At 52.3% G+C, this 19,394-nt stretch carries 22 protein-coding genes; all 22 read right to left on the minus strand.

The window, feature by feature from the left end; translation table 11 throughout:
- Complete coding sequence (locus tag Q7J88_RS05135) at positions 1–1,203, minus strand: hybrid sensor histidine kinase/response regulator (RefSeq protein WP_303721078.1); 1,203 nt, start codon at positions 1,201–1,203, stop codon at positions 1–3.
- Between the two features lie 136 nt (positions 1,204–1,339).
- Positions 1,340–1,795: a universal stress protein gene (locus Q7J88_RS05140; protein ID WP_303721079.1), complete on the minus strand. Its 456-nt coding sequence runs from the start codon at positions 1,793–1,795 to the stop codon at positions 1,340–1,342.
- Between the two features lie 28 nt (positions 1,796–1,823).
- The gene (locus Q7J88_RS05145) at positions 1,824–2,204 is read right to left on the minus strand and encodes a response regulator (RefSeq protein WP_303721080.1); all 381 of its coding nucleotides are present in this window, start codon (positions 2,202–2,204) and stop codon (positions 1,824–1,826) included.
- A gap of 97 nt (positions 2,205–2,301) precedes the next feature.
- Positions 2,302–3,117 (minus strand): purine-nucleoside phosphorylase, encoded by an 816-nt coding sequence (locus Q7J88_RS05150; RefSeq protein ID WP_303721081.1) that lies wholly within the window; start codon positions 3,115–3,117, stop codon positions 2,302–2,304.
- The gene (locus Q7J88_RS05155; RefSeq protein ID WP_303721082.1) at positions 3,114–3,341 is read right to left on the minus strand and encodes a response regulator; all 228 of its coding nucleotides are present in this window, start codon (positions 3,339–3,341) and stop codon (positions 3,114–3,116) included. Before Q7J88_RS05155 ends, Q7J88_RS05150 begins: the two co-directional genes overlap by 4 nt.
- Complete coding sequence (locus tag Q7J88_RS05160) at positions 3,335–3,628, minus strand: MJ0042-type zinc finger domain-containing protein (protein WP_303721083.1); 294 nt, start codon at positions 3,626–3,628, stop codon at positions 3,335–3,337. Before Q7J88_RS05160 ends, Q7J88_RS05155 begins: the two co-directional genes overlap by 7 nt.
- Positions 3,625–4,434 (minus strand): lipopolysaccharide assembly protein LapB, encoded by an 810-nt coding sequence (locus tag Q7J88_RS05165; RefSeq protein ID WP_303721084.1) that lies wholly within the window; start codon positions 4,432–4,434, stop codon positions 3,625–3,627. Before Q7J88_RS05165 ends, Q7J88_RS05160 begins: the two co-directional genes overlap by 4 nt.
- Positions 4,435–4,455: 21 nt before the next feature.
- Positions 4,456–4,962, minus strand: coding sequence for a hypothetical protein (locus Q7J88_RS05170; protein ID WP_303721085.1), 507 nt, complete (start codon positions 4,960–4,962; stop codon positions 4,456–4,458).
- Between the two features lie 37 nt (positions 4,963–4,999).
- Complete coding sequence (locus tag Q7J88_RS05175) at positions 5,000–5,911, minus strand: PfkB family carbohydrate kinase (RefSeq protein ID WP_303721086.1); 912 nt, start codon at positions 5,909–5,911, stop codon at positions 5,000–5,002.
- 16 nt (positions 5,912–5,927) lie between these two features.
- Positions 5,928–6,800: an S-methyl-5'-thioadenosine phosphorylase gene (gene mtnP / locus Q7J88_RS05180; protein ID WP_303721087.1), complete on the minus strand. Its 873-nt coding sequence runs from the start codon at positions 6,798–6,800 to the stop codon at positions 5,928–5,930.
- A gap of 38 nt (positions 6,801–6,838) precedes the next feature.
- Positions 6,839–7,867: a 23S rRNA (adenine(2503)-C(2))-methyltransferase RlmN gene (rlmN, locus tag Q7J88_RS05185; protein ID WP_303721088.1), complete on the minus strand. Its 1,029-nt coding sequence runs from the start codon at positions 7,865–7,867 to the stop codon at positions 6,839–6,841.
- Positions 7,868–7,959: 92 nt separating this feature from the next.
- Positions 7,960–8,373 carry a nucleoside-diphosphate kinase gene (ndk, locus tag Q7J88_RS05190; protein WP_303721089.1) on the minus strand — a complete coding sequence of 138 codons (414 nt, stop codon included), beginning with the start codon at positions 8,371–8,373 and terminating at the stop codon, positions 7,960–7,962.
- A 74-nt stretch (positions 8,374–8,447) separates the two neighbouring features.
- Positions 8,448–9,050, minus strand: coding sequence for an XTP/dITP diphosphatase (locus Q7J88_RS05195; RefSeq protein ID WP_303721090.1), 603 nt, complete (start codon positions 9,048–9,050; stop codon positions 8,448–8,450).
- On the minus strand, positions 9,047–9,784 hold the full coding sequence (gene rph / locus Q7J88_RS05200; protein WP_303721091.1) for a ribonuclease PH: 738 nt from the start codon (positions 9,782–9,784) through the stop codon (positions 9,047–9,049). Before rph ends, Q7J88_RS05195 begins: the two co-directional genes overlap by 4 nt.
- The gene (locus tag Q7J88_RS05205) at positions 9,781–10,863 is read right to left on the minus strand and encodes an N-acetylmuramoyl-L-alanine amidase (protein WP_303721092.1); all 1,083 of its coding nucleotides are present in this window, start codon (positions 10,861–10,863) and stop codon (positions 9,781–9,783) included. The genes rph and Q7J88_RS05205 overlap by 4 nt, the downstream gene beginning before the upstream one ends.
- Before the next feature lie 71 nt (positions 10,864–10,934).
- A complete protein-coding gene (locus Q7J88_RS05210; protein WP_303721093.1) occupies positions 10,935–12,008 on the minus strand; it encodes a bifunctional oligoribonuclease/PAP phosphatase NrnA in 1,074 nt (357 codons plus the stop codon).
- On the minus strand, positions 12,008–12,472 hold the full coding sequence (locus Q7J88_RS05215; RefSeq protein ID WP_303721094.1) for a TIGR00725 family protein: 465 nt from the start codon (positions 12,470–12,472) through the stop codon (positions 12,008–12,010). The genes Q7J88_RS05210 and Q7J88_RS05215 overlap by 1 nt, the downstream gene beginning before the upstream one ends.
- Positions 12,472–14,919 carry a heavy metal translocating P-type ATPase gene (locus Q7J88_RS05220; protein WP_303721095.1) on the minus strand — a complete coding sequence of 816 codons (2,448 nt, stop codon included), beginning with the start codon at positions 14,917–14,919 and terminating at the stop codon, positions 12,472–12,474. Before Q7J88_RS05220 ends, Q7J88_RS05215 begins: the two co-directional genes overlap by 1 nt.
- A 15-nt stretch (positions 14,920–14,934) precedes the next feature.
- Positions 14,935–16,248, minus strand: a complete 1,314-nt coding sequence (locus Q7J88_RS05225) for a DUF512 domain-containing protein (protein ID WP_303721096.1) — start codon at positions 16,246–16,248, stop codon at positions 14,935–14,937.
- A gap of 115 nt (positions 16,249–16,363) precedes the next feature.
- Positions 16,364–16,597, minus strand: coding sequence for an RNA chaperone Hfq (gene hfq, locus Q7J88_RS05230; protein WP_303721097.1), 234 nt, complete (start codon positions 16,595–16,597; stop codon positions 16,364–16,366).
- Complete coding sequence (gene miaA / locus Q7J88_RS05235) at positions 16,590–17,534, minus strand: tRNA (adenosine(37)-N6)-dimethylallyltransferase MiaA (RefSeq protein WP_303721098.1); 945 nt, start codon at positions 17,532–17,534, stop codon at positions 16,590–16,592. Before miaA ends, hfq begins: the two co-directional genes overlap by 8 nt.
- 4 nt (positions 17,535–17,538) lie before the next feature.
- Entirely contained in the window at positions 17,539–19,389 is a 1,851-nt protein-coding gene (gene mutL / locus Q7J88_RS05240) for a DNA mismatch repair endonuclease MutL (protein ID WP_303721099.1), read from the minus strand.
- Positions 19,390–19,394: the final 5 nt, after the last annotated feature.

Raw genomic sequence — 19,394 nt, forward strand, 5'->3', positions numbered from 1 at the left:
TCAGTGGATGGAAGCCGGAAGATAGGGGAGTTCAACAATGAAAGTCGCTCCCTCCCCCATCTTGCTTTCTACATTGATTTTGCCGCCACACCCTTTGACAATTCGCAGCACAACAGACAAACCAAAACCGGTTCCCTTCTCCTTGGTGGTAAAGAAAGGATCGAACAGGCGAGAAAGATTTTCCACTGGGATTCCGTTTCCGGTATCAGAGACTTTCACCACCAGATGCTCCGCATTGCTGGTCAGAACGATTCCCAACCGACCCCCGTCAGACATTTCAAACAAAGCATTGCCGATCAGGTTGGTGAAAATCTGTTCAACTTCAACCGGATCGGCCTTGATCATTGGTGCCGTACTGTCCAAGTCGCAGACAACTTCAATTCCTTGCGCTTCGATCTGCACTTTTGAATCCTCAAGCACCTTTTTAATCACCTTTATCAGATCGACCCGACTATGTTTTTTCCCTTCCCCTTTGCTAGCAGCCAGCATCTGTAACAGAATTTTGTCGATTCGCTCTACTTCCTGTGTGATTTTTTCAACGTAATTCCGGTTTTCCTCATCCAGCTCAGTGGCCGACAACAGAATCTGCGCAAACAGGTTGATTGAATTGAGTGGATTGCGGATTTCATGGGCCATCCCGGCGGAGATATGACCCAGAGTAGCAAGCTTCTCTGATTGGATAATTTCCTGGTGCGCTCTTTCCAATTCGCGGCTTTTTTTCACTACCCGCTGTTCCAACTCCCGATTCCATTCCTCGATTTCCCGTTGCAGAAATTCCCGTTCCTGAAGTAGGCGATGATTTTCCAATTCCACATTACGAATGGTCAGAATGGAGTCGACGCGCTCTTGCAGATTTTTATTGGAAAACGGCTTTTGCAGGTAATCGCTGGCACCGGCCTTCATCAACTCGACGGCGACCTCTTCACTCCCCTTACCGGTAAACATGATGACATAGGTATCGGGATAATTGATCTTGATCTGTTTAAGAGCATCAAGTCCGTTCATCACTGGCATCATGTAATCAAGCAGCACAAGTGCCGGTTGATGCTCCGCAACCTGGTTGACGCATTCCGCTCCATTATGTGCCAACAACACCTCAAATCCACGCTTGCGCAGCAAAAGTGAGGTCAAATCAAGGATAACTTCTTCATCGTCGGCCAGAAGAATTTTTTCACCGGCATAACGGCTTTGATTTGTAGACATGCTTCTTTACCACTTAACAATTGATGTAATCCGCGACAGGATAGGATACTCCTGTAGAGGTTCTTTGACAAGGGTAGCCGAAACTGAAAAACAGCCCTACAGGCTGTTTTTCAGTTTTCAGATTCGAGACCAGATTTTATTTCAGGTCTTCTTCCAACCGCACAGTCAAAACCGGAAGTTTAGACTTGCGGACTACTTTCTCCGCAGTACTGCCAAAAAGAACATGGTCTAAACCAGTGCGCCCGTGTGTGCCGAGTACGATCAGTTCTGCATCTGCTTTATCAGCCTGTTCCAAAATCTTCTCAAAAGGCATCCCGGGAACAATCCTGGTTTCATAGTCGGTAAAATCGTCTATATGCATGCGACAGAAACTCTGCATCATTTTTTCCGCACCCTCGGCGATCTCTTCCTCTAGCTTTTCGTAAGAGATATGGGGCACATAAAAACCACGCAAATCAACCGGTTCATTGATGACATGTAGGATCACCAGATGAGCGGAAAACTTTTGTGCCATTGACAACGCCAACTGAAAAGCGTTATCAGAGCTATCGGAGAAGTCGACCGCCACCAGAATGTTTGAAAAATTTCTCATAGACTCCTCCCGTCCATGTAGATAAGACCTATAAATTAGCTTGCTGCAGATTGCGGTTAAAAATGCGCTCCATGACCGCTTTTAGCTCCTCCAGTCGAACGGGTTTGTTAAGATACTCAAAAGCTCCCAAGTTCATCGCCTCCAGATAAGATTCCACGCCACCGTAGGCAGTCACCATAATCACGTTGACCGTCGGGTAAGAACGGTTCAACTCGCGCAAAAACACCAACCCATTCATTTCCGGCATGTTGATATCGGTAATCACTAGATCGACTGGATGGTTCGCAAGGTATTCGAGAGCTTCAAAACCATTCTCTACGGCATCGACCTGAAAACCTTCGAGAGCTAATAATTTTTTCAAGCCGATGCGTGCATTTTCTTCATCATCGACAATAAGTACATGTTCCATATCTATCCTGTCGTTACAATTCATATAAAGTTTATCAGCTATTCAGACCCTGTCAAGCCGAGCAAAACAAAGATAAACTACTGATTTTAATATGAAATCAACCGAGCCAACAATGAAAGAGTGCGGATAGTAAACGCTGGAGTGAGGAGCCGGCGCTTTTACCGCTTTCGAGGACATCCTGATGATCGAGACCAGCAGAAGTTTTTCCCGCAGCCAGATTGGAAATATAGGAAACAGCGGTGACCTCCATCCCTAACTGACGCGCCACGATTGCTTCGGGGATGGTCGACATCGACACCGCCGCGGCACCCAACATCGACAGCATCCTGATTTCCGCCGGGGTTTCGTAGTTCGGACCCATCATCCAAGCGAGAACACCAGCGTGCAGTTTAACTCCCTGATCAGCCAGTTGCTGTCTTAGTTGAGGAAAAAAATGATACTGGTAGAGCTGTCCAAGATCGATGAATTCAAGTTCCGGCCGACCGCGCAACGGGCTTTCCCCAGCCATATTGATATGATCTGTCACCAGCATAAAGTCGCCAGGCGATACCGCATCATCAATTCCACCGGCCGCGTTGGTCAGCAACAGCTTCCGACAACCGAGCGCCGCAGCCAGCCTCACCTGCGCAGTCACCTGCCAGGCACTGTACCCCTCGTAGCAGTGGTAACGCCCCTGAAACAACAGGGCAGTTGTCCCATACAAAGTCCCAACGTGCAGACAACCAGCATGTCCGACAACCCCAGTGGCAACAAAACCGTCCAGTTCCGTGTAAGCAAGCTGGCTGGAATCTTCCAACTGGTCAAGGATCGAACTCAAACCGGACCCGAGCACGATGGCAAGCTCAGGAGTACAGCCGCCCAACCATTCACGAGCCTGAAGAACTGATACCGTCAAGTCATCCAGCAGCATCATTTCTTCAACAACTTATCGATCCGCTCGGTTAACTCAGGCGGCTGGAACGATTTACTGATGAAATCGTCGGCACCAGCACGGATCGCCATCTTTGCACCATAATCTTTTCGATACACACCACTGACACAAAGGATTACCAAATCGGTATATTTCTCTGTAGAACGAATCTCACGGATCAGATCGAGACCGTTCTTATCAGGCAGGTTAATATCGCTAATCAACAAACCGCGTACTCCTGCAAACTACTTGAAGCCTCAGCCGCACTATCCGCCTTCAGCATCCTGACATTGCGCTCTTTGAGAAGGTCAGTCATCAGTTCCCGGAAGAAACGCGCATCATCAACCATCAAGATGGTCTGCAGGACGCTAGCGTCCTCCTCACCGCCAGCGGAATCGTTGCTAATCGTAAACCGGTGTTCACACTTCTGGCACTTCACCTGCGCCAAAGTTCTGTTTTCCGGGAAGGATTTGGAATGGTAACGTGACTTGCACTTAGTGCATTGAATACTCATTCTGTCGACCCCGCTTTGTCCTCTTCCACATTGGCAGACTCATCTGTTTCCAAGGAACGCAACATTTCCTCCGCTTTCTTGCCCAGCTCGGAAGCGGGCTCAAGTTCGATGATCCGAGCAAACCTATTGCTGGCGTCAACCAACTGCTGCGCCTTAAGTTCCATAACTCCGAGCTGGTAAAGTGCCAGCGTAAAACCGGGAGCGATCTCTACAGCCTTTTTCAGAGCGTCGATTGCCAATTCATTCTGCTCCATCGCGGCATAGGCCTCACTTTCCCGGAAGTACGCAACCGGATAACGTGGCGCCATGATAATCGCTTCTTTATATTGCTTCAAAGCAGCAGGATAATCTTGCTTCATGAAATAAGCATAGCCCTTACCGGTTAATGAAATGTGTGCTTGTGAAAACAGGAGGTTGCTGGCTGCTTTGCCAAAAAGATCTATCGCTTTGTCCCACTGCTTTATCTCGAGATAAAGGGAAGCTAAATTATTCTGATACAGCGGTTCGTTATCGGAAAAGACCAGCGCCTTAATGTAGTGTTGCTCTGCCTGAGAATAAGCCCGCTTCGATTGATAGGCCTGGGCTAGGGCGGCGTGGATTGCAGCATTGTCTGGACCATTCTCGACCGCTATCAACAGCTCCTTTAGCGCCATTGTGGGGTCTTTTCCCTTCAGATAGGACATCCCCAGCTTATAGTGAACATCTGCCTGCTGGGCTTTTTTTTCTTTAATCGACGGTCCAGCCGGCACACAGGCGGACAAGGTGACAATCAACAACAGCAATAAAAAGTTGCGTACGCAGAACATCTGCATCCTCCGAAAACTCAATTACATTGAAGAAAGAAAACGCCCCAAGCTCTTCAAACTGCGCTCGCGGTATTCATCCAGTGGATCAACCACCCCAGCGCTGCCATCCACGGCAGACTTGTCCTTCCCCCCTGCTTCGGCAGGCGGTTCCAGCTTCTGGCAGATAGGCAAGGAGGCCCAAAGTTTCTGTTGATCCTTTGTAGAGAGCATATGGTAGTCGGATTCGCTGAGTACAAAGCCCATGCTTTCGGCGAAGACAAAGCCCTCCTCAAAGGTTTCTTCTGCGTCTTCTACCGGCACCTCACCTTTCTTCGGCACGAAAAATATCGACTTGTGACTTTCCGAAAGATAGAAAGCAACGAGAACCAAGACTTTGTTCTTGCTGGTGATGGAAACCAGGTAAGAGCCACACATCTGTGGGGGATAGCCTGAAAAAGCCATCTGCACATTGCATCCGGAAGTATTCAGACGCGCAACCTTGGACGCGGGGACATTAAGAAACTGCAATTGTTTGTGCTCAACAAACATGTATGTAAGCCTCCTTCATCCCGAAGTATAACCGCTTTTAATCAAGATTGGCAAAATCGGTCAATAATTTTATCCGTTTATAGCGATTTTCAATTTCGGCGTAGTCTATTTCACGTAACCGGTCAAGGCTAAACTTCTCTACCGTGAAAGAGGCCATGACGGTGCCGAAAACAATTGCTTTGCGCAGGTTGTGCTCCTCCAGATTGCGGGTCGCGGCCAGATAACCGACGAAACCGCCAGCAAAAGTATCCCCGGCACCGGTCGGATCGAAAACCTCTTCGAGCGGATAAGCCGGGGCAGAAAAAATCGACCCTTCGCTGAACATCAGTACGCCGTACTCTCCTCGCTTCACAACCAGTGTTTTCGGTCCGAAACCGCGGACTATATCGGCTGCTTTGACCAGGTTTGGCTCATCGGCTAGCTGCCGCACTTCAGCCTCGTTGATCACCAACATGTCTACCTTGCCGAGGGTCTTGATCAGTTCCTGCTTCTTTCCTTCAATCCAGAAGTTCATCGTATCGCAGGCAACCAGCTTCGGATTCTTTACCTGCTGCAAAACTTCCAACTGTAGTTCCGGATCGATGTTGGCGAGAAAGACATACTCGGCATCCCGATAGTTTTCCGGCAACTCCGGCTGAAACAACTCGAAGACATTCAGATGAGTTTCAAGCGTGTGCGCCTCGTTAAGGTCGTACTCATATTTTCCTTTCCAACGAAAAGTCTTCCCCGCACTTTTCTGCAGACCGTCCAAGTCGATATTGCGACTGGCCAGAAAGTCGATGTGCTCCTGCGAAAAGTCATCACCAATCACAGCCACCAGGCTGACATCGGTGAAGAAACTGGCCGAAGTGGAAAAATAGCAAGCGGAACCACCCAAAACCTCATCCACTTCACCGAAGGGAGTCTTGATCGAATCGAATGCAACGCTGCCGACAACCAGAATGCTCATTTCATTTTTTCCTTTATCAAAAATATTTGCCGATAAGCGGCTCAAGTGCCTGCTTAGTTTCATCCGAGATCAGATTCTTATCGGTCATGATCGCAAATTGCAGCGCAGTAATGCACTCACAGTCGCGCTGCTGGCGCTCGGCAACAATCTTGGCGGCGGCCGCCTTGATAATCTGCCGGGCGGTGGCGACATTCTGTTTGATGATCGCCAGCACCGCCTCGACGGTAACATCATCATGGCCTTCATGCCAGCAGTCATAATCGGTCGCCAAGGCGACAGTGCCGTAGCAAATCTCCGCTTCGCGCGCCAAACGGGACTCAGGGATATTGGTCATGCCGATGATATCGACCCCCCAGCTGCGGAAGATGTTCGATTCGGCACGGGTCGAGAAGTTCGGTCCCTCGATGCAGATATAAGTACCGCCCTTGTGCACCGTAGCACCAACCTCATTTGCCGCAGCCACCAGGATATCCGCAAGTCCGCCACAGATCGGGTCGGCGAACTGGACATGGCCGACCACACCGTTCCCGAAGAAGGTCGAGGCGCGCTTGCCCTGGGTGCGGTCGAAGAACTGATCGGGGATAACTATGTGACCAGGAACAATCTCCTCCTTCATGCTGCCGACCGCCGAGACCGAGATGATCTGCTCGACCCCGAGTTTCTTCATGCCGTAGATATTGGCCCGGTAGTTAACTTCCGACGGCAGGTAGCGGTGACCTCGTCCATGGCGCGGCAAAAACACCATCTTCGCCCCGCCGAGTTCGCCGGTGATATAGGCATCGGAAGGCGCCCCGAAGGGGGTCTCGATTGTCACTTCCTTGATGTCGTTTAGTCCTTCGACCTCGTAAAGGCCGCTACCGCCGATCACACCAATAACCGGTTGACTCATACTGTTCTCCAATTTTGTGGTTGATTTATCTGTTTAACTTACTTGTCCAGCTTTCCCTTCAACTGTCCGCAGGCCGCCGAAATGTCCTGGCCCTTGCTGGCACGACGCATCGCCACGATCTGCCGGTCAAGCAGGTAGGTCTGGAATTCGCGGATCGTCTCTTCATCCGGGCATTTGAACTCCGAGCTAGCATGTTCGTTGAACGGGATCAGGTTAACCTTCGCCTTGATCCCGTGTAGCAGCTTGACCAAGCGCTTGGCATCCGCCAGTGAATCGTTGACCCCTTTGATCAGAATGTATTCAAAGGTGATCTTCTGTCGCGGTCCAAGCGGGTAGTCTCGACAGGCGGCCATCAGTTCTTTCAATGGATATTTCTTATTGATCGGCATTAACCGGTCGCGGACTTCATCTGTAGTTGCGTTGAGAGAGACTGCAAGGTTGACCTTGATCATCTCGCTGAGTTTACCCATCTCCGGAATTAGGCCGCTGGTCGACAAGGTGATCCGCCGGCTGCCAAAGCCGAGTCCATCATCCAGACAAAGGATTTTCAGAGCCGTGACAACATTGTCCAAGTTGTGTAGGGGCTCCCCCATCCCCATCAACACGATATTGGCGATCGGCCCATCCGGTAGGACGCCGCAAACCTGGTTGACAATCTCCGCCGGGGTCAGGTTCCGGGTCAGGCCGAAGGTTCCGGTCAGGCAGAACTGGCACTGCATGGCACAGCCGACTTGGGTCGAGATGCAGAGGGTGTCCTTCTCGGTCTCCATCGGGATGCGCACCGCCTCGACCGATTCACCATCGTCCAACCGGAACAGGTACTTCCTAGTTCCATCGCTGCTCGCCTCGACTGCCTCCGGCTGCCAGCTGGAGATAACCGCATGTCCAGCCAGCTGCTGCCGTAAGGATTTCCCCTGGTCGGTCATCTGTTCGAAATCGGTGACGCCGCGCTGGTAGATCCATTTCATGATCTGTTTGGCGCGAAATTTCTGCGTACCGAGATCGACCAAGAACTGCTGCAACTGATCCAACGTCAGACCCTTAAGATCGACTTTATCACTCCTCAATTAAGCCTCTTTGTTCTTGAAACAATTACGAAAAAAGCCCCCCGGATTGTACCGAAGGGCTTTGCTTGAAACAAGCGCTTTTCAAGCTATTTTTATAGCAGTTCCAACCCGTTGAAGAAGTATCCGAGTTCGAACGCAGCTGTCTCCGGTGCATCAGAACCGTGGGTGGCGTTTTCGCCTATGGAAGCACCGAACTCCTTGCGCAGGGTGCCTTCATCGGCCTCAGCCGGGTTGGTAGCGCCCATCAGGTCACGCCACTTGAGGATAGCACCTTCAGCTTCCAGAGCCATTACAATGCAGGGGCCACTGCTCATAAAGTCGGTCAACTCGCCGAAGAAAGGACGCTCTTTATGCACAGCGTAGAAACCTTCAGCCTCAACCTTGCTCATGTAGAGCTTCTTCAAGCCGATAACCTTGAAACCTTCGGCGTAAATACGAGCCAAGATCTTACCGGCGTGGCCAGCAGCGAATGCATCGGGCTTTATGATGGCGAATGTTCTTTCCATGACGAATTCCTCCAATATTTTGAGTTGTTAGTTTAAAAATTGCGTGCGCTTTGTAGCATTGCACCGGGATGCTGTCAAGCTTGTTCGGCCATCTGCTGCAGAACAGGGAGCACCTGTTTTAACGCGGCACCACGGTGGCTGATACGGTTCTTGATATCGAGCGGTAGCTCGGCCATGGTCTTGCCATACTCAGGCACCATAAACAGGGGATCGTAACCAAAACCACCGTCGCCTCTTTCACCGCGCATGATCAAACCGGAAACCTTACCGGCAAAAACCTGGCAATCACCCGCCGGGACTGCCAGCGCCATCACGCAATTGAACTCCGCCTGCCGCTTTTCGTCGGCAATATCTGACATTTCCGCCAGCAATTTAGCATTGTTGGCCGCGTCATTGCCCTGCTCCCCGGCATAGCGGGCCGAATGCACCCCCGGAGCCCCGTGCAAAGCGGCAACCGTCAGACCACTGTCGTCAGCCAGCGTCAGGTAGCCACTGAACTGAGCCATCTCCAACGCTTTTTTGCGGGCATTCGCCTCGAAGGTGTCTCCATCCTCAACAACATCAGGAGCTTCAGGAAATTGATCAAGCCCAACAACTTCAACGCCGCTGCCTTCCAGCAAACGCCGGATCTCCCTCAGCTTCCCTTGATTCCCGGTCGCGACCAGCAGTTTTATCATTTTATCCCCAGCGCTTCCTGCTGCATTTCAGTCAACCGGGTACAGCCTTGAAGCGCCAGGTCGCGCAAGGAGTCAAGTTCCTCGACGGAAAAAGGCTCCTCCTCGGCCGTTCCCTGCACTTCGACAAACTTACCGGAACCGGTAATTACAAAGTTCATATCGACTTCGGCCTTGAAGTCCTCATCATAATTGAGGTCAAGCAGCGGGATCCCTTCGACAACCCCGACGCTGATCGCGGCGACACTGTCTTTGAGCGGAATTTTGTTGAGTACACCTTTTTGCACCAGCCCAGCGAAGGCATCAAAAAGGGCGACATAAGCCCCTGTGATTGATGCAGTGCGTGTGCCACCATCGGCCTGCAGTACATCGCAGTCGATCTGCACGGTGATCTCGCCCATCGCCTTGAGGTCGGTGACCGCCCGCAGGGACCGACCGATAAGTCGTTGAATCTCCTGGGTGCGGCCGGACAGCTTCCCCTTGGCCGCTTCGCGTGGTGAGCGGGTGTGGGTCGAACGGGGCAGCATGCTGTATTCGGCAGTGACCCAACCGCGCCCTTCGCCACGCATGAAAGGTGGCACCCTTTCTTCCACCGACGCGTTGCAGAGCACCTTGGTCTCCCCGCAGCAGACCAGCACTGAACCTTCGGCATATCGAGTAAACTGGCGCTGAAAACTGATCGGCCTCAACTGGTTCTGACTTCGACCATCTGTCCGTTCGATTTCGCTTAAACTCATAACTTCTCCTTCTTCAATTCGGCGTAGTCGTGGATCCCACGATACAGAGCTTGCGCCAACTTTTCCTGATATTCCTCATCCCGAAGCTCCGCCAACTCTTCAGGATGGCTCAGGAAACCGAGTTCAACCTGAACCGTCGGCAAACTCCCTCGCCCAAGAGACAAAAGAGAGGATTCGTAAATCCCGTTCACGACGATGCCTGCTTGCCGTAAGGCAGTTGCCAATTGATCAGCAAGCTTCCGGCTAACATTGTCGCTGGGTTCAGCTTCAGCTCCCTTATCCTTCACATGTGATTTTTCATCTGGTCTAATAAACAGGGTGACGCCATGGACATCAGAAGACATCGATGCTTCCGCATGCAGCAGCAACCAGATATCAACATCTTCCTGCGAGGCCGGTTTCAGGCGTTGCTCAAGGTTCAACTCGTAATCGCCGTCGCGACTCAAGTAGATCGGAATACCAAGCTTCATTTTGATCTGCTTTGCCAGCTTCTGGGCGACCTTCAGATTTACCTCTTTCTCCTTGAAGCCGGACTCGGCTATCACCCCGGTATCGAGCCCTCCATGCCCTGGGTCGATGGCAACGGCACGGATCAGCGGTCCGCTTTGTTTGCTCTTCTTATTGAGCAAAAAAGAGAACAGCTGCTCAATACCGCTCGGTTTTTCTTCAACGACGGTATCGGCATCGGGGTCATTGTTCCGGAAGTAGATCGGTTTTCCGACCAGCATCGGCAACTGGTTAAGAACAAAATTGTCGGTTACCCGCAGGCGGCCATCTATAAAGCGAGGCTTTTCCTGTAACGGATAATAATTTTCACCCAGCTTGAGGTAGCTGCTTGCCGGTGAGATTTCCGCCCAGCCGCGTGGACTGCGAATTCGGAAGATATGTTTTATGGAGTTCCAATGTCCGGTCAACCCGACCGCACCCAAGACATCTTCAATGGCAATGTAGGGGACGCCACCCTGCTGATAAACATCTTGAATCCGCGCCGGTTGTTTTCCACGCGGAGCGATGTCGACAGCAGCCAGCAGAGGATTAGCAAAAAAAGAAAAGATGAATAGTATCAGCAGCAAACGCATTATGACTCCATATTGAAAACCGCTCGGTTATACCCCAGCCGTCAAGCTGCTGTCAACGAAAGTACCGAGCATTATTCGTTTCCCGTAATCAACGGCTCCCCTGGGACCGATGGCAGCTCCAGCGCTTTGAACAACCTCCGGGTCAACAACCGCTCCAACTCCTGCTGAGCCGGTTCATCCACGGCCATCTCACGAATTTGCCCGCCCGCAATCATACCGTGCCCGCCAGCCGTTCCGAGCCCGTCAACTATCTGCTGGATCACCAGGCCCAGTTTGGCATCGGGAGCCAGCGCCCGCATCGAGAGGATCTGCATCCCATCAAACCAGCCCATTCCGAGAACATACTTGACCCCCTGCTGCCGGAGTAGAAAATCTGCCAACTCGGCGACCAGATCAGGATTCTCGATCTTGCGCAGGTTGAAAACTAGAACCGGGCCGTAAAGCGTCGAGTTCTCGATGGCGGTCAAAAATGCCGAAAAATATTCGCGTGGAACTTGAGGATGGATGATATCGAACAGGATCCGATTGTTCGAGATCGGCAACAACTTAAGATAAGCTTCGCGGTCGGCCTTGGACCATTCACGTCCCAGGTCCTGGGTTTCTGACTTGATTGCATAAAACAGGCTGGTTGCCAGCTTGGTATTAAGCGACACCTCCTGTTGACAGAGGTACTCGTATAATATCGTCGCCGAAGCGCCATAGTTACTGCGGATATCAACCCAGCAGACTGCTGAAAGATCAGATTTCGCCGGATGGTGATCGATCACCAGATGAACCGGTAGTCCCACCGGGAAAGAATTGTTGCCGGTATTCGGCTGGGTGTCGACCATACAGAAAACTGCAAATTGACTCAGGTCGAGCTTGGCGATCGGCACCAGCGGGATTTCCAGCAACTGAACCATGCTGCGATTTTCACCACGTCCTACGATGCCGCCATAGGTGATAACGGCGTCCTGTCCGGTTTTCACAAGCAGCAGATGCCGTAATCCTACAGCAGCGGCAATCGAGTCGGGATCGGGATTGTCGTGGGTCACGATCACCACCTTACCCCGCCCCCGGATCCATTCGATCAGTTCGGCAACAGAATCCCCTTCTTTCGAGAAAAGCGGGCAGCTCGGTGCTTCCGCCTGTGCTTCGTTCACCATCAATCCAACCCTCCAAAAGATTTCATCGCCAAGGCAACCGCCTCCTCCGCAGAATCAGCAACAACCGCCTCATCAAAACGGAAACGGCCTTCCAATTGCACAACCCTCTTACCCAATTTCAAACTGATTGCCATCTCCGACAAAGTTCCATACTCACCTTCAATCGCGATCAAAACATCAGCGGTATGCGCAATAATCACATTGCGCGCATGCCCCATATTGGTCACGATCGGCAGGTTAACATAGGGGTTGGCACTCTCTGCCGTCGCGCCCGGTAAAATACCGAGCACATCGCCCCCAGCCTCGGAGCATCCCTTAGCCGCCGCTGCCATGACACCGCCCAAACCGCCACAAACAAGAACGCAACCGTTTTCGGCGATCAAGCGACCAACCCGATACGCCTGCTCAGCTCCCGCTGCACTGACCTGACCCGCCCCGATGACACCGATGACCCTCTTTTTCATCAGCCCAATTCCTCAAGGCGTGATTTCATGTTTCGTAACAGCAGGCTGTTCGCCACGACCGAAACACTGGAAAATGCCATCGCCAGTCCGGCGAACTCTGGTTTAAGATAAAGACCGAACAGAGGATAAAACAGACCCGCCGCAAGAGGAATCCCCAGGATATTGTAGAAAAACGCCCAGAACAGATTCTGTTTGATTTTAAGCAACGTTTGCCTCCCCAGTCGGATCCCCCGCTCGATATCGAAGAGATCGCCGCCGACCAGAATCAGGTCGCCGGTCTCTTTCGCCACATCAGTACCACTGCCGATGGCGATGCCGATATCCGCCTGTGCCAGCGCGGGAGCATCATTGATGCCGTCACCGACCATACCGACCAATATGCCTTGCTGCTGATACTTGCGCACCACTTCCAGCTTCTGTTCGGGCAGAACTTCTGCTTCGACCTGCTCGATGCCGATTTTTTTCGCAACCGCGTCAGCAGCGACCTGTCGGTCACCAGTCAGCAGTACCGAATCGATGTTGAGCTTCTGCAGGCGGGAAATAATCTTATCCGCATTCGGTTTGATCACGTCGGTCAAGCCGACCACCCCCACCAACTGTTTTTCAAAGGCGAGAAACACCAGCGAATTGCCCGCCGCGGCGAGCCGCTCGACATCAGCAGCGGCAGACGACAGATCAACCCCGGCATCGAGTAGCAGTTTGGACTGTCCGCAAAGAGCGCTCCGACCATCAACATCCGCCTTGACTCCTTGGCCGCCGACCTCTTCGACATCGTGCTGCACAGCCCATTGCAGGTTGCGGTGTCGGGCCTCAGCGACAATGCTTTTGGCCAACGGATGGTGACTTGCCTCTTCCAGTCTAGCTGCCGCTTGCAGCACCTCGTCAGCTTTCCACCCGTGATAGCAGACAATTTCCGCCAACTGAAAATCACCGCTGGTCAAGGTCCCGGTCTTGTCGAGCAGAAGCATCTGCAATTTAGAAATCTGCTCTAGCACCGAAGCTTTTTTAAACAGGATTCCACGCTCCAGACCGACCGAACTTCCCACCATGATTGCCGTCGGCGTTGCCAACCCTAGCGCACAAGGGCAGGCAATCACCAGAACCGCTATTGCCATCTGAAAAGCAAACAGAAAACCGCTTTGCACCAACAAGTACCAACTAACGAAGGTCAACAGTGAGACCACCACCACCGTCGGGACAAAATAGTTGGAAACCCGGTCAGCAATTCGCTGGATCGGCGCTTTGTCGCCTTGTGCTTCTTCGACCAGCCGGACAATCTGTGCCAGAACTGTGGCTTCGCCAACCCGCGTAGCACGAATCACCAGCCGCCCAGTCCTGTTGATGGTCGCCCCGGTCACCTCAGAGCCAGGCTCCTTGTTGACCGGAACCGCTTCACCGCTGATCATCGCTTCGTCAACCGCGGCAGTCCCCTCAACAACTTCGCCATCGACCGGGATCTTTTCCCCGGCCCGAACCAACAGCAGATCCCCCGGCTTGACCTCACTGGCGGCGACCTCCCGCTCCTGTCCAGCATCCAGAAGTACGGCCCGGTCGGCCTGCAACTTCAACAGCTGTTTCAAGGCAGCACCTGCCCTCCCTTTCGCCCTCGCTTCCAACCACTTGCCGAAGCGAATAAACATGATTAGCATGGCGCTGGTTTCGAAGAAAACCGTGGCTCCGGCACCGAGTAGACCAAATACCGCTAATAGCGAGTAGCCGTAAGCCGCAGTGATCCCGAGCGACACCAGCACATCCATGTTGGCGGATCGATTTCGCAACGACTTCCAGGCGCTGGTGTAAAATCCAATACCGGCAGTAAACTGCGCGATCGACGCCAACAGCGCGTTTACAAGCAAAGTCGCCGAGCCGAACATCGGGAAAAACATCAGCAACATGATCGGTAGCGCACAACTGACTGCAATCAGTAGGTTGATCAACTCCCGACGGGAATCGGGATCAGCTGAATCTTCCGGTTTTTCAGCCAGCGCCTTGTAACCAGCAGCATCGACAGCGGAAAAAACTTTTTCTTTTGTCAGCAGGGTCGAGTCGAACTCAACCTGCCCGAAATTGCCGGCCAGATTAACAACCGCGCGGCCGATCCCGGGCAATTCAAGTAATCGTTTTTCGATGGTCGACGCACAAGAGGCGCAGCTCATCCCCTGAATGGAGAAACGCAATGATTCGGTTTGTCCGCTGATTTCGATACCCTCTGGTACACTACTGGTTTCAGCCACCATCTGTGGTGCTTCGGTTGAAAATCCGGCCTCGTGTAAAGCGGCAAGGATCGGCTCGAGACCAGGCGCTTTGGAGTTGAAGTAAATTTTCGCCCGCTTCTCCTCAAGCGAGACAGAGACCTTTTCTACCTGCGAAAAAGCTTCGATCAGACCGGTGACCCGGGCTACGCATTTCTGGCATTTCATGCCTAAAACTGGTATTTCTTCGGGCATAATCTTCATTCCGTTTCAACAGTGCACCACACTGACAGATCCGCCTGCCAGCGCTTCCAGCCCCTCCAGCACTCCCCACGGTGAACTCTCCACCACCACCACCGGGACCTCGAGCGCCTTCTCCAGATCCTCGACCGACAGGTCATCAAGCAGCAATCGTTCCCCTTCTTTTAGCATCACATCAGGAAGCAAAAGTCCCTGCCCCAAATCATGTCGCTGTAACTGTTCAATCAGATCGGTTCCGGTCAAGAGCCCGGTAACCGTCACATCACTACCGAAAAATCGATTTTCTACCGCAAGAACCGATAACTCAACACCAGTGCGTACTGCCATCCGTTCGGCAAAACCATGCAGCTCGCGGCTGAATGAATGGCCAGTTACCAGACTGGCCTTTTTCAGCTCAAGCGGTTCCGCCTCCAGCAGTACTTCGGAAACTTGCTGTCTAAACTGGGCGATCAATCCGACGCCATTTCCAATTTGCGCCAGGTTTTCGTAGACCGAAATTTCCGGGAGTTCCTCGCCAGCCTGCAAATAAATCTCATCGGCAGGAAACACAAAGCGGCTCCCCTTTTCCGCCAGATATTGCTGCTGAAGCTGCTCGATTTGATACAGAATAGTCCGGGCTTCCGTGGTAGTCAGCTTGCGGAGTTCAGGCAAGTGCTGACGGTGAGCTGTCAACCCGACCGGCACGACCGCCAAGGAAGCTACCTGTGGATAAAAGTCAGCCAGATCGGAAATCGATTTTTCCAGCACATCACCATCGTTGTATCCAGGGCAGACAACAATCTGGCAATGCAGCTCGATCCCCCCGGAGGTCAGCCTTTCGATCTGTGGCAGGATCGGCGGCGCCTCGCAGCCGAGCAGTTGCCGGCGCAGCGGATCATCAGTCGTATGCACTGAAATATAGAGTGGTGACAGTTGTTGTCTGAGAATACGTTGCAAATCTGCTTCGTGCAGATTACTCAAGGTGATATAGGAACCGTAAAGGTAGGAAAAGCGGTAATCCTCATCTTTGATATAGAGCGAGCGACGCATCCCTTGAGGCAATTGATGCACAAAACAGAAAATGCAGTTGTTGCCGCACTGCTTCGGCTGGGGATGTTCAATCTGAAGGCCGAGATCTTCTTCCGACTCCTTTTCGATCTCGCATTCCCAGACCTCTTCATCCCGGCGCAGGATTTCCAGATGCAGTTTTTCTGCCTCGATGTGACGATAATAGTCAACCAAATCCGCTATTGGCTGCTGATTGATCGCCAGCAACATATCCCCTGGATCCAAGCCCAATTCTGCGGCATAACTTCCTGGTTCAACTGATTCGATACGAAGCATTTTGCGACTCTCAAAAGAAGCTTACGTGCTGATTATAACACTCGGGAGAAAACAAAACAGGGGCAATGCCCTTTGCACCGCCCCTGCTTCATCTGTCTTTGTGTTAAAACTAGGATTAGTCGCGACCACCATGCAGACGGAAATTCCCATCAACCGAAGTAATCGAACTGATCGCGTGCTTATAAATCAGGATGTCACCATCGCTTTCAGCGAGCACACAAAAACTGTCAAACGACTTGATGTAACCTTCCAACTTGTCCCCTGACATCATTACAATATTCACTTTAACCCGTTCCTTGCGGGCCTGATTCAGGTACTGATCCTGAATATTAAAGGGTGACTTAGGCATATCCGCTCCTTTGTTGACTGATAAAATCCTCAATAGACCGTAACACTCTACCAGACTCCGTTAAGGAATCAACCCAAATTATTTCGGGTTCTTTCCTGAACCAAGTCAACTGCCGCTTTGCATACTGCCTAGTGGCTGTCTGGATTTCCTCCAGCATCTGCTGATGACTGTCCGGCACATGCAGATAACGCAGCACCTCTCGATACCCGAGAGTCTGCAATGCCTTGAGATCTGCAGAGTATAGTCCGACCAAGCCCTGTACCTCCTCAATCAGCCCCTCCGCAATCATCTGCTCAGTTCGCAGATCGATCCGCCGGTAAAGTTCCGCCCGTTCCTGAGCAGGCGCAAACTTCATGACCCGATAGGGCTGATCTGCGAACTGATGTTCTTCCTGCAGTTCCGTCAGTGTTCTCCCACTGACATAATAAACCTCTAGCGCGCGCACCAGCCGGACAACATTGTTCGGATGAATCCGTTCAGCAGCCACTGGGTCAATGCTTGCCAATTCGGCATGAAGCGCTCCTACGCCCTCTTCCAACTCACGTTGATGCAATCGATCACGCAAAATCTGGTCACCGGTTGGGGTATCGGCCAGACCGCCCAGCAACGCCCTGATGTAAAGACCTGTGCCGCCAACAACACAGGGGATATTCCCCCGGCCATCAATCTCTTCGATCAGCGGTCGCGCCTGATCAACATACTGGGCGACCGAAAATTCCTGATCCGGATCGATCAGATCGATCATATGATGCGGAACCCGCGCCTGCTCTTCGGCGGTTGCCTTGGCGGTACCGACATCCATCTGCCGATAAACCTGACGGGAATCTGCAGAAATGATTTCAATCGGAAACCGCTTTGCCAACTGTAACGACCAACCGGTCTTTCCACTTGCCGTCGGTCCACAGACCACCAGCACTGGAATCTTCGTCCGCCTCATCGCGCTACTGCCGCCGGAACAATCGTTCGATTTCGGTCAGCGTCAGCCGTTGCAGCACCGGTCGACCATGCGGACAATTGGCTTTGAAATCGATCTGATCGAGTTCCCGCAACAAAGCCTTGCTCTCCGCGATCGACAATCCCTGATTGGCGCGAATCACACCGTGACAGGCCATCAGAATCAAAATCTCGTCGATCGATTCCTGCAGTTTGCCGGCCCGCCCGACCTTTTCGAGCTCCAAGGCCACATCAATCACCAGCGGAGCAACATCTCTGCCGACCAGCACCTGTGGGATCGTCTTCAAGGCAAACGACTTGCCGCCAAAGGGCTCAATTTCAAATCCGAGCCGGCCCAACTCCGCACGGTTTTCCTCCAGCGCGTTGGCACTGCGGTAATCAAGCTCAAGCAGTTCCGGAAACATCAATGCCTGACTTATCACGGCGCCTTCGGCATAGGAATGACGCAACTTCTCAAAGCCGATCCGCTCATGGGCAGCATGTTGATCAACCAGGATCAGGTCGTCACCGTCTTGGCAAAGCAAGTAGCTTTGGTGATACTGCCCAAGAATCTGCAAACCGGAAAAGAAACCCTGTGGCGCTGTTGCCGGAAGCACCAGCTGCTCAACCGGCTCAGGCCTTTCTGCTGTTGGTTCAGCGGCATTGGGCGGAACCACATTTTCCTTCATAGTAACCAGTGGGTCCGAAACATATTCGGCGACCGGCTCATTTGTGACCGACGAAATTTCAATGCGAGATGGCGGATATTCCTTTTTCCCTGCCTTCAAAGGAGGAATCATTGCTACCCTGTCAAAAACCTCACCCTCTTTAGCAGTGGAGTCCTCCTGCAGCCAGTCAGCCGGGCGAAGCGTCTGCCTGATTCTGTCGGAAATAAAATCGTGTATCAACCCCTGATCGCGGAAACGAACCTCATGCTTGGTCGGATGAACATTAACATCGACCAGCGCCGGATCGATCTGCAGAAACAAGGTGACAACCGGATAACGACCCTTCATCAGCAAATGGCGATACCCTTCCATCACTGCATGTTGAACCACCCGGTCACGAATGTAACGGCCGTTGATAAAGGTATAGATATGGCTGGCGGCCGAACGGGTCAGTTGCGGCTGGGAAAGCAAACCGCGTAAATTCAGATCCGCCCCTCCCTCCTGTTCAACTTCCAGCATATCTTTAAGCAGGGAGCGTCCGAGCAACGCTGCGAAACGCTCGCGCAACCCTTTTTCACGACGCAGATCGAGCAACATCCGCTCATTATGTTTCAAGCGGAAACAGACATTCGGATTCGCCAACGCCTGTTTGGTCACCACATCAGCAGCATGACTCAGCTCGGTCTGCTCTTTGCGCAGAAACTTCCTCCTCGCCGGCAGGTTGAAAAACAGGTTGCGCACCTCCACCACCGTCCCTTGCGGCAGGCCGATCTCCTCTGCCCGCCTCACAGTTCCTCCCTCGGCATAAATTTGTTGGCCGAGGCCATCTTCATTGTCGCAGGTTTGCAGCAGAAAACGTGACACTGAGGCGATGGAAGCCAGCGCTTCGCCCCGGAAACCGAGTGTCTGCAGCGCAAACAGGTCCTCATCCGTGTTGATCTTACTTGTCGCATGCCGCTCCAAGGACAGGAAGGCATCCTGTCGATTCATGCCACAGCCGTTATCGGCGATCCTGATCAGCTTTTTCCCTCCCGACTGCAACTCGATCAAGATTTCCGTCGCTCCAGCATCAAGAGAGTTTTCCAGCAATTCTTTCACCACAGACGAGGGACGCTCTACGACTTCGCCAGCAGCAATTTTATTGCACAACGCTTCGGGAAGGACATGTATGGTACTTTGTAATGTAGACATCTGTT

Source organism: Malonomonas rubra, assembly GCF_003247215.1.
GTDB classification, from domain to species: domain Bacteria; phylum Desulfobacterota; class Desulfuromonadia; order Desulfuromonadales; family Geopsychrobacteraceae; genus Malonomonas; species Malonomonas rubra_A.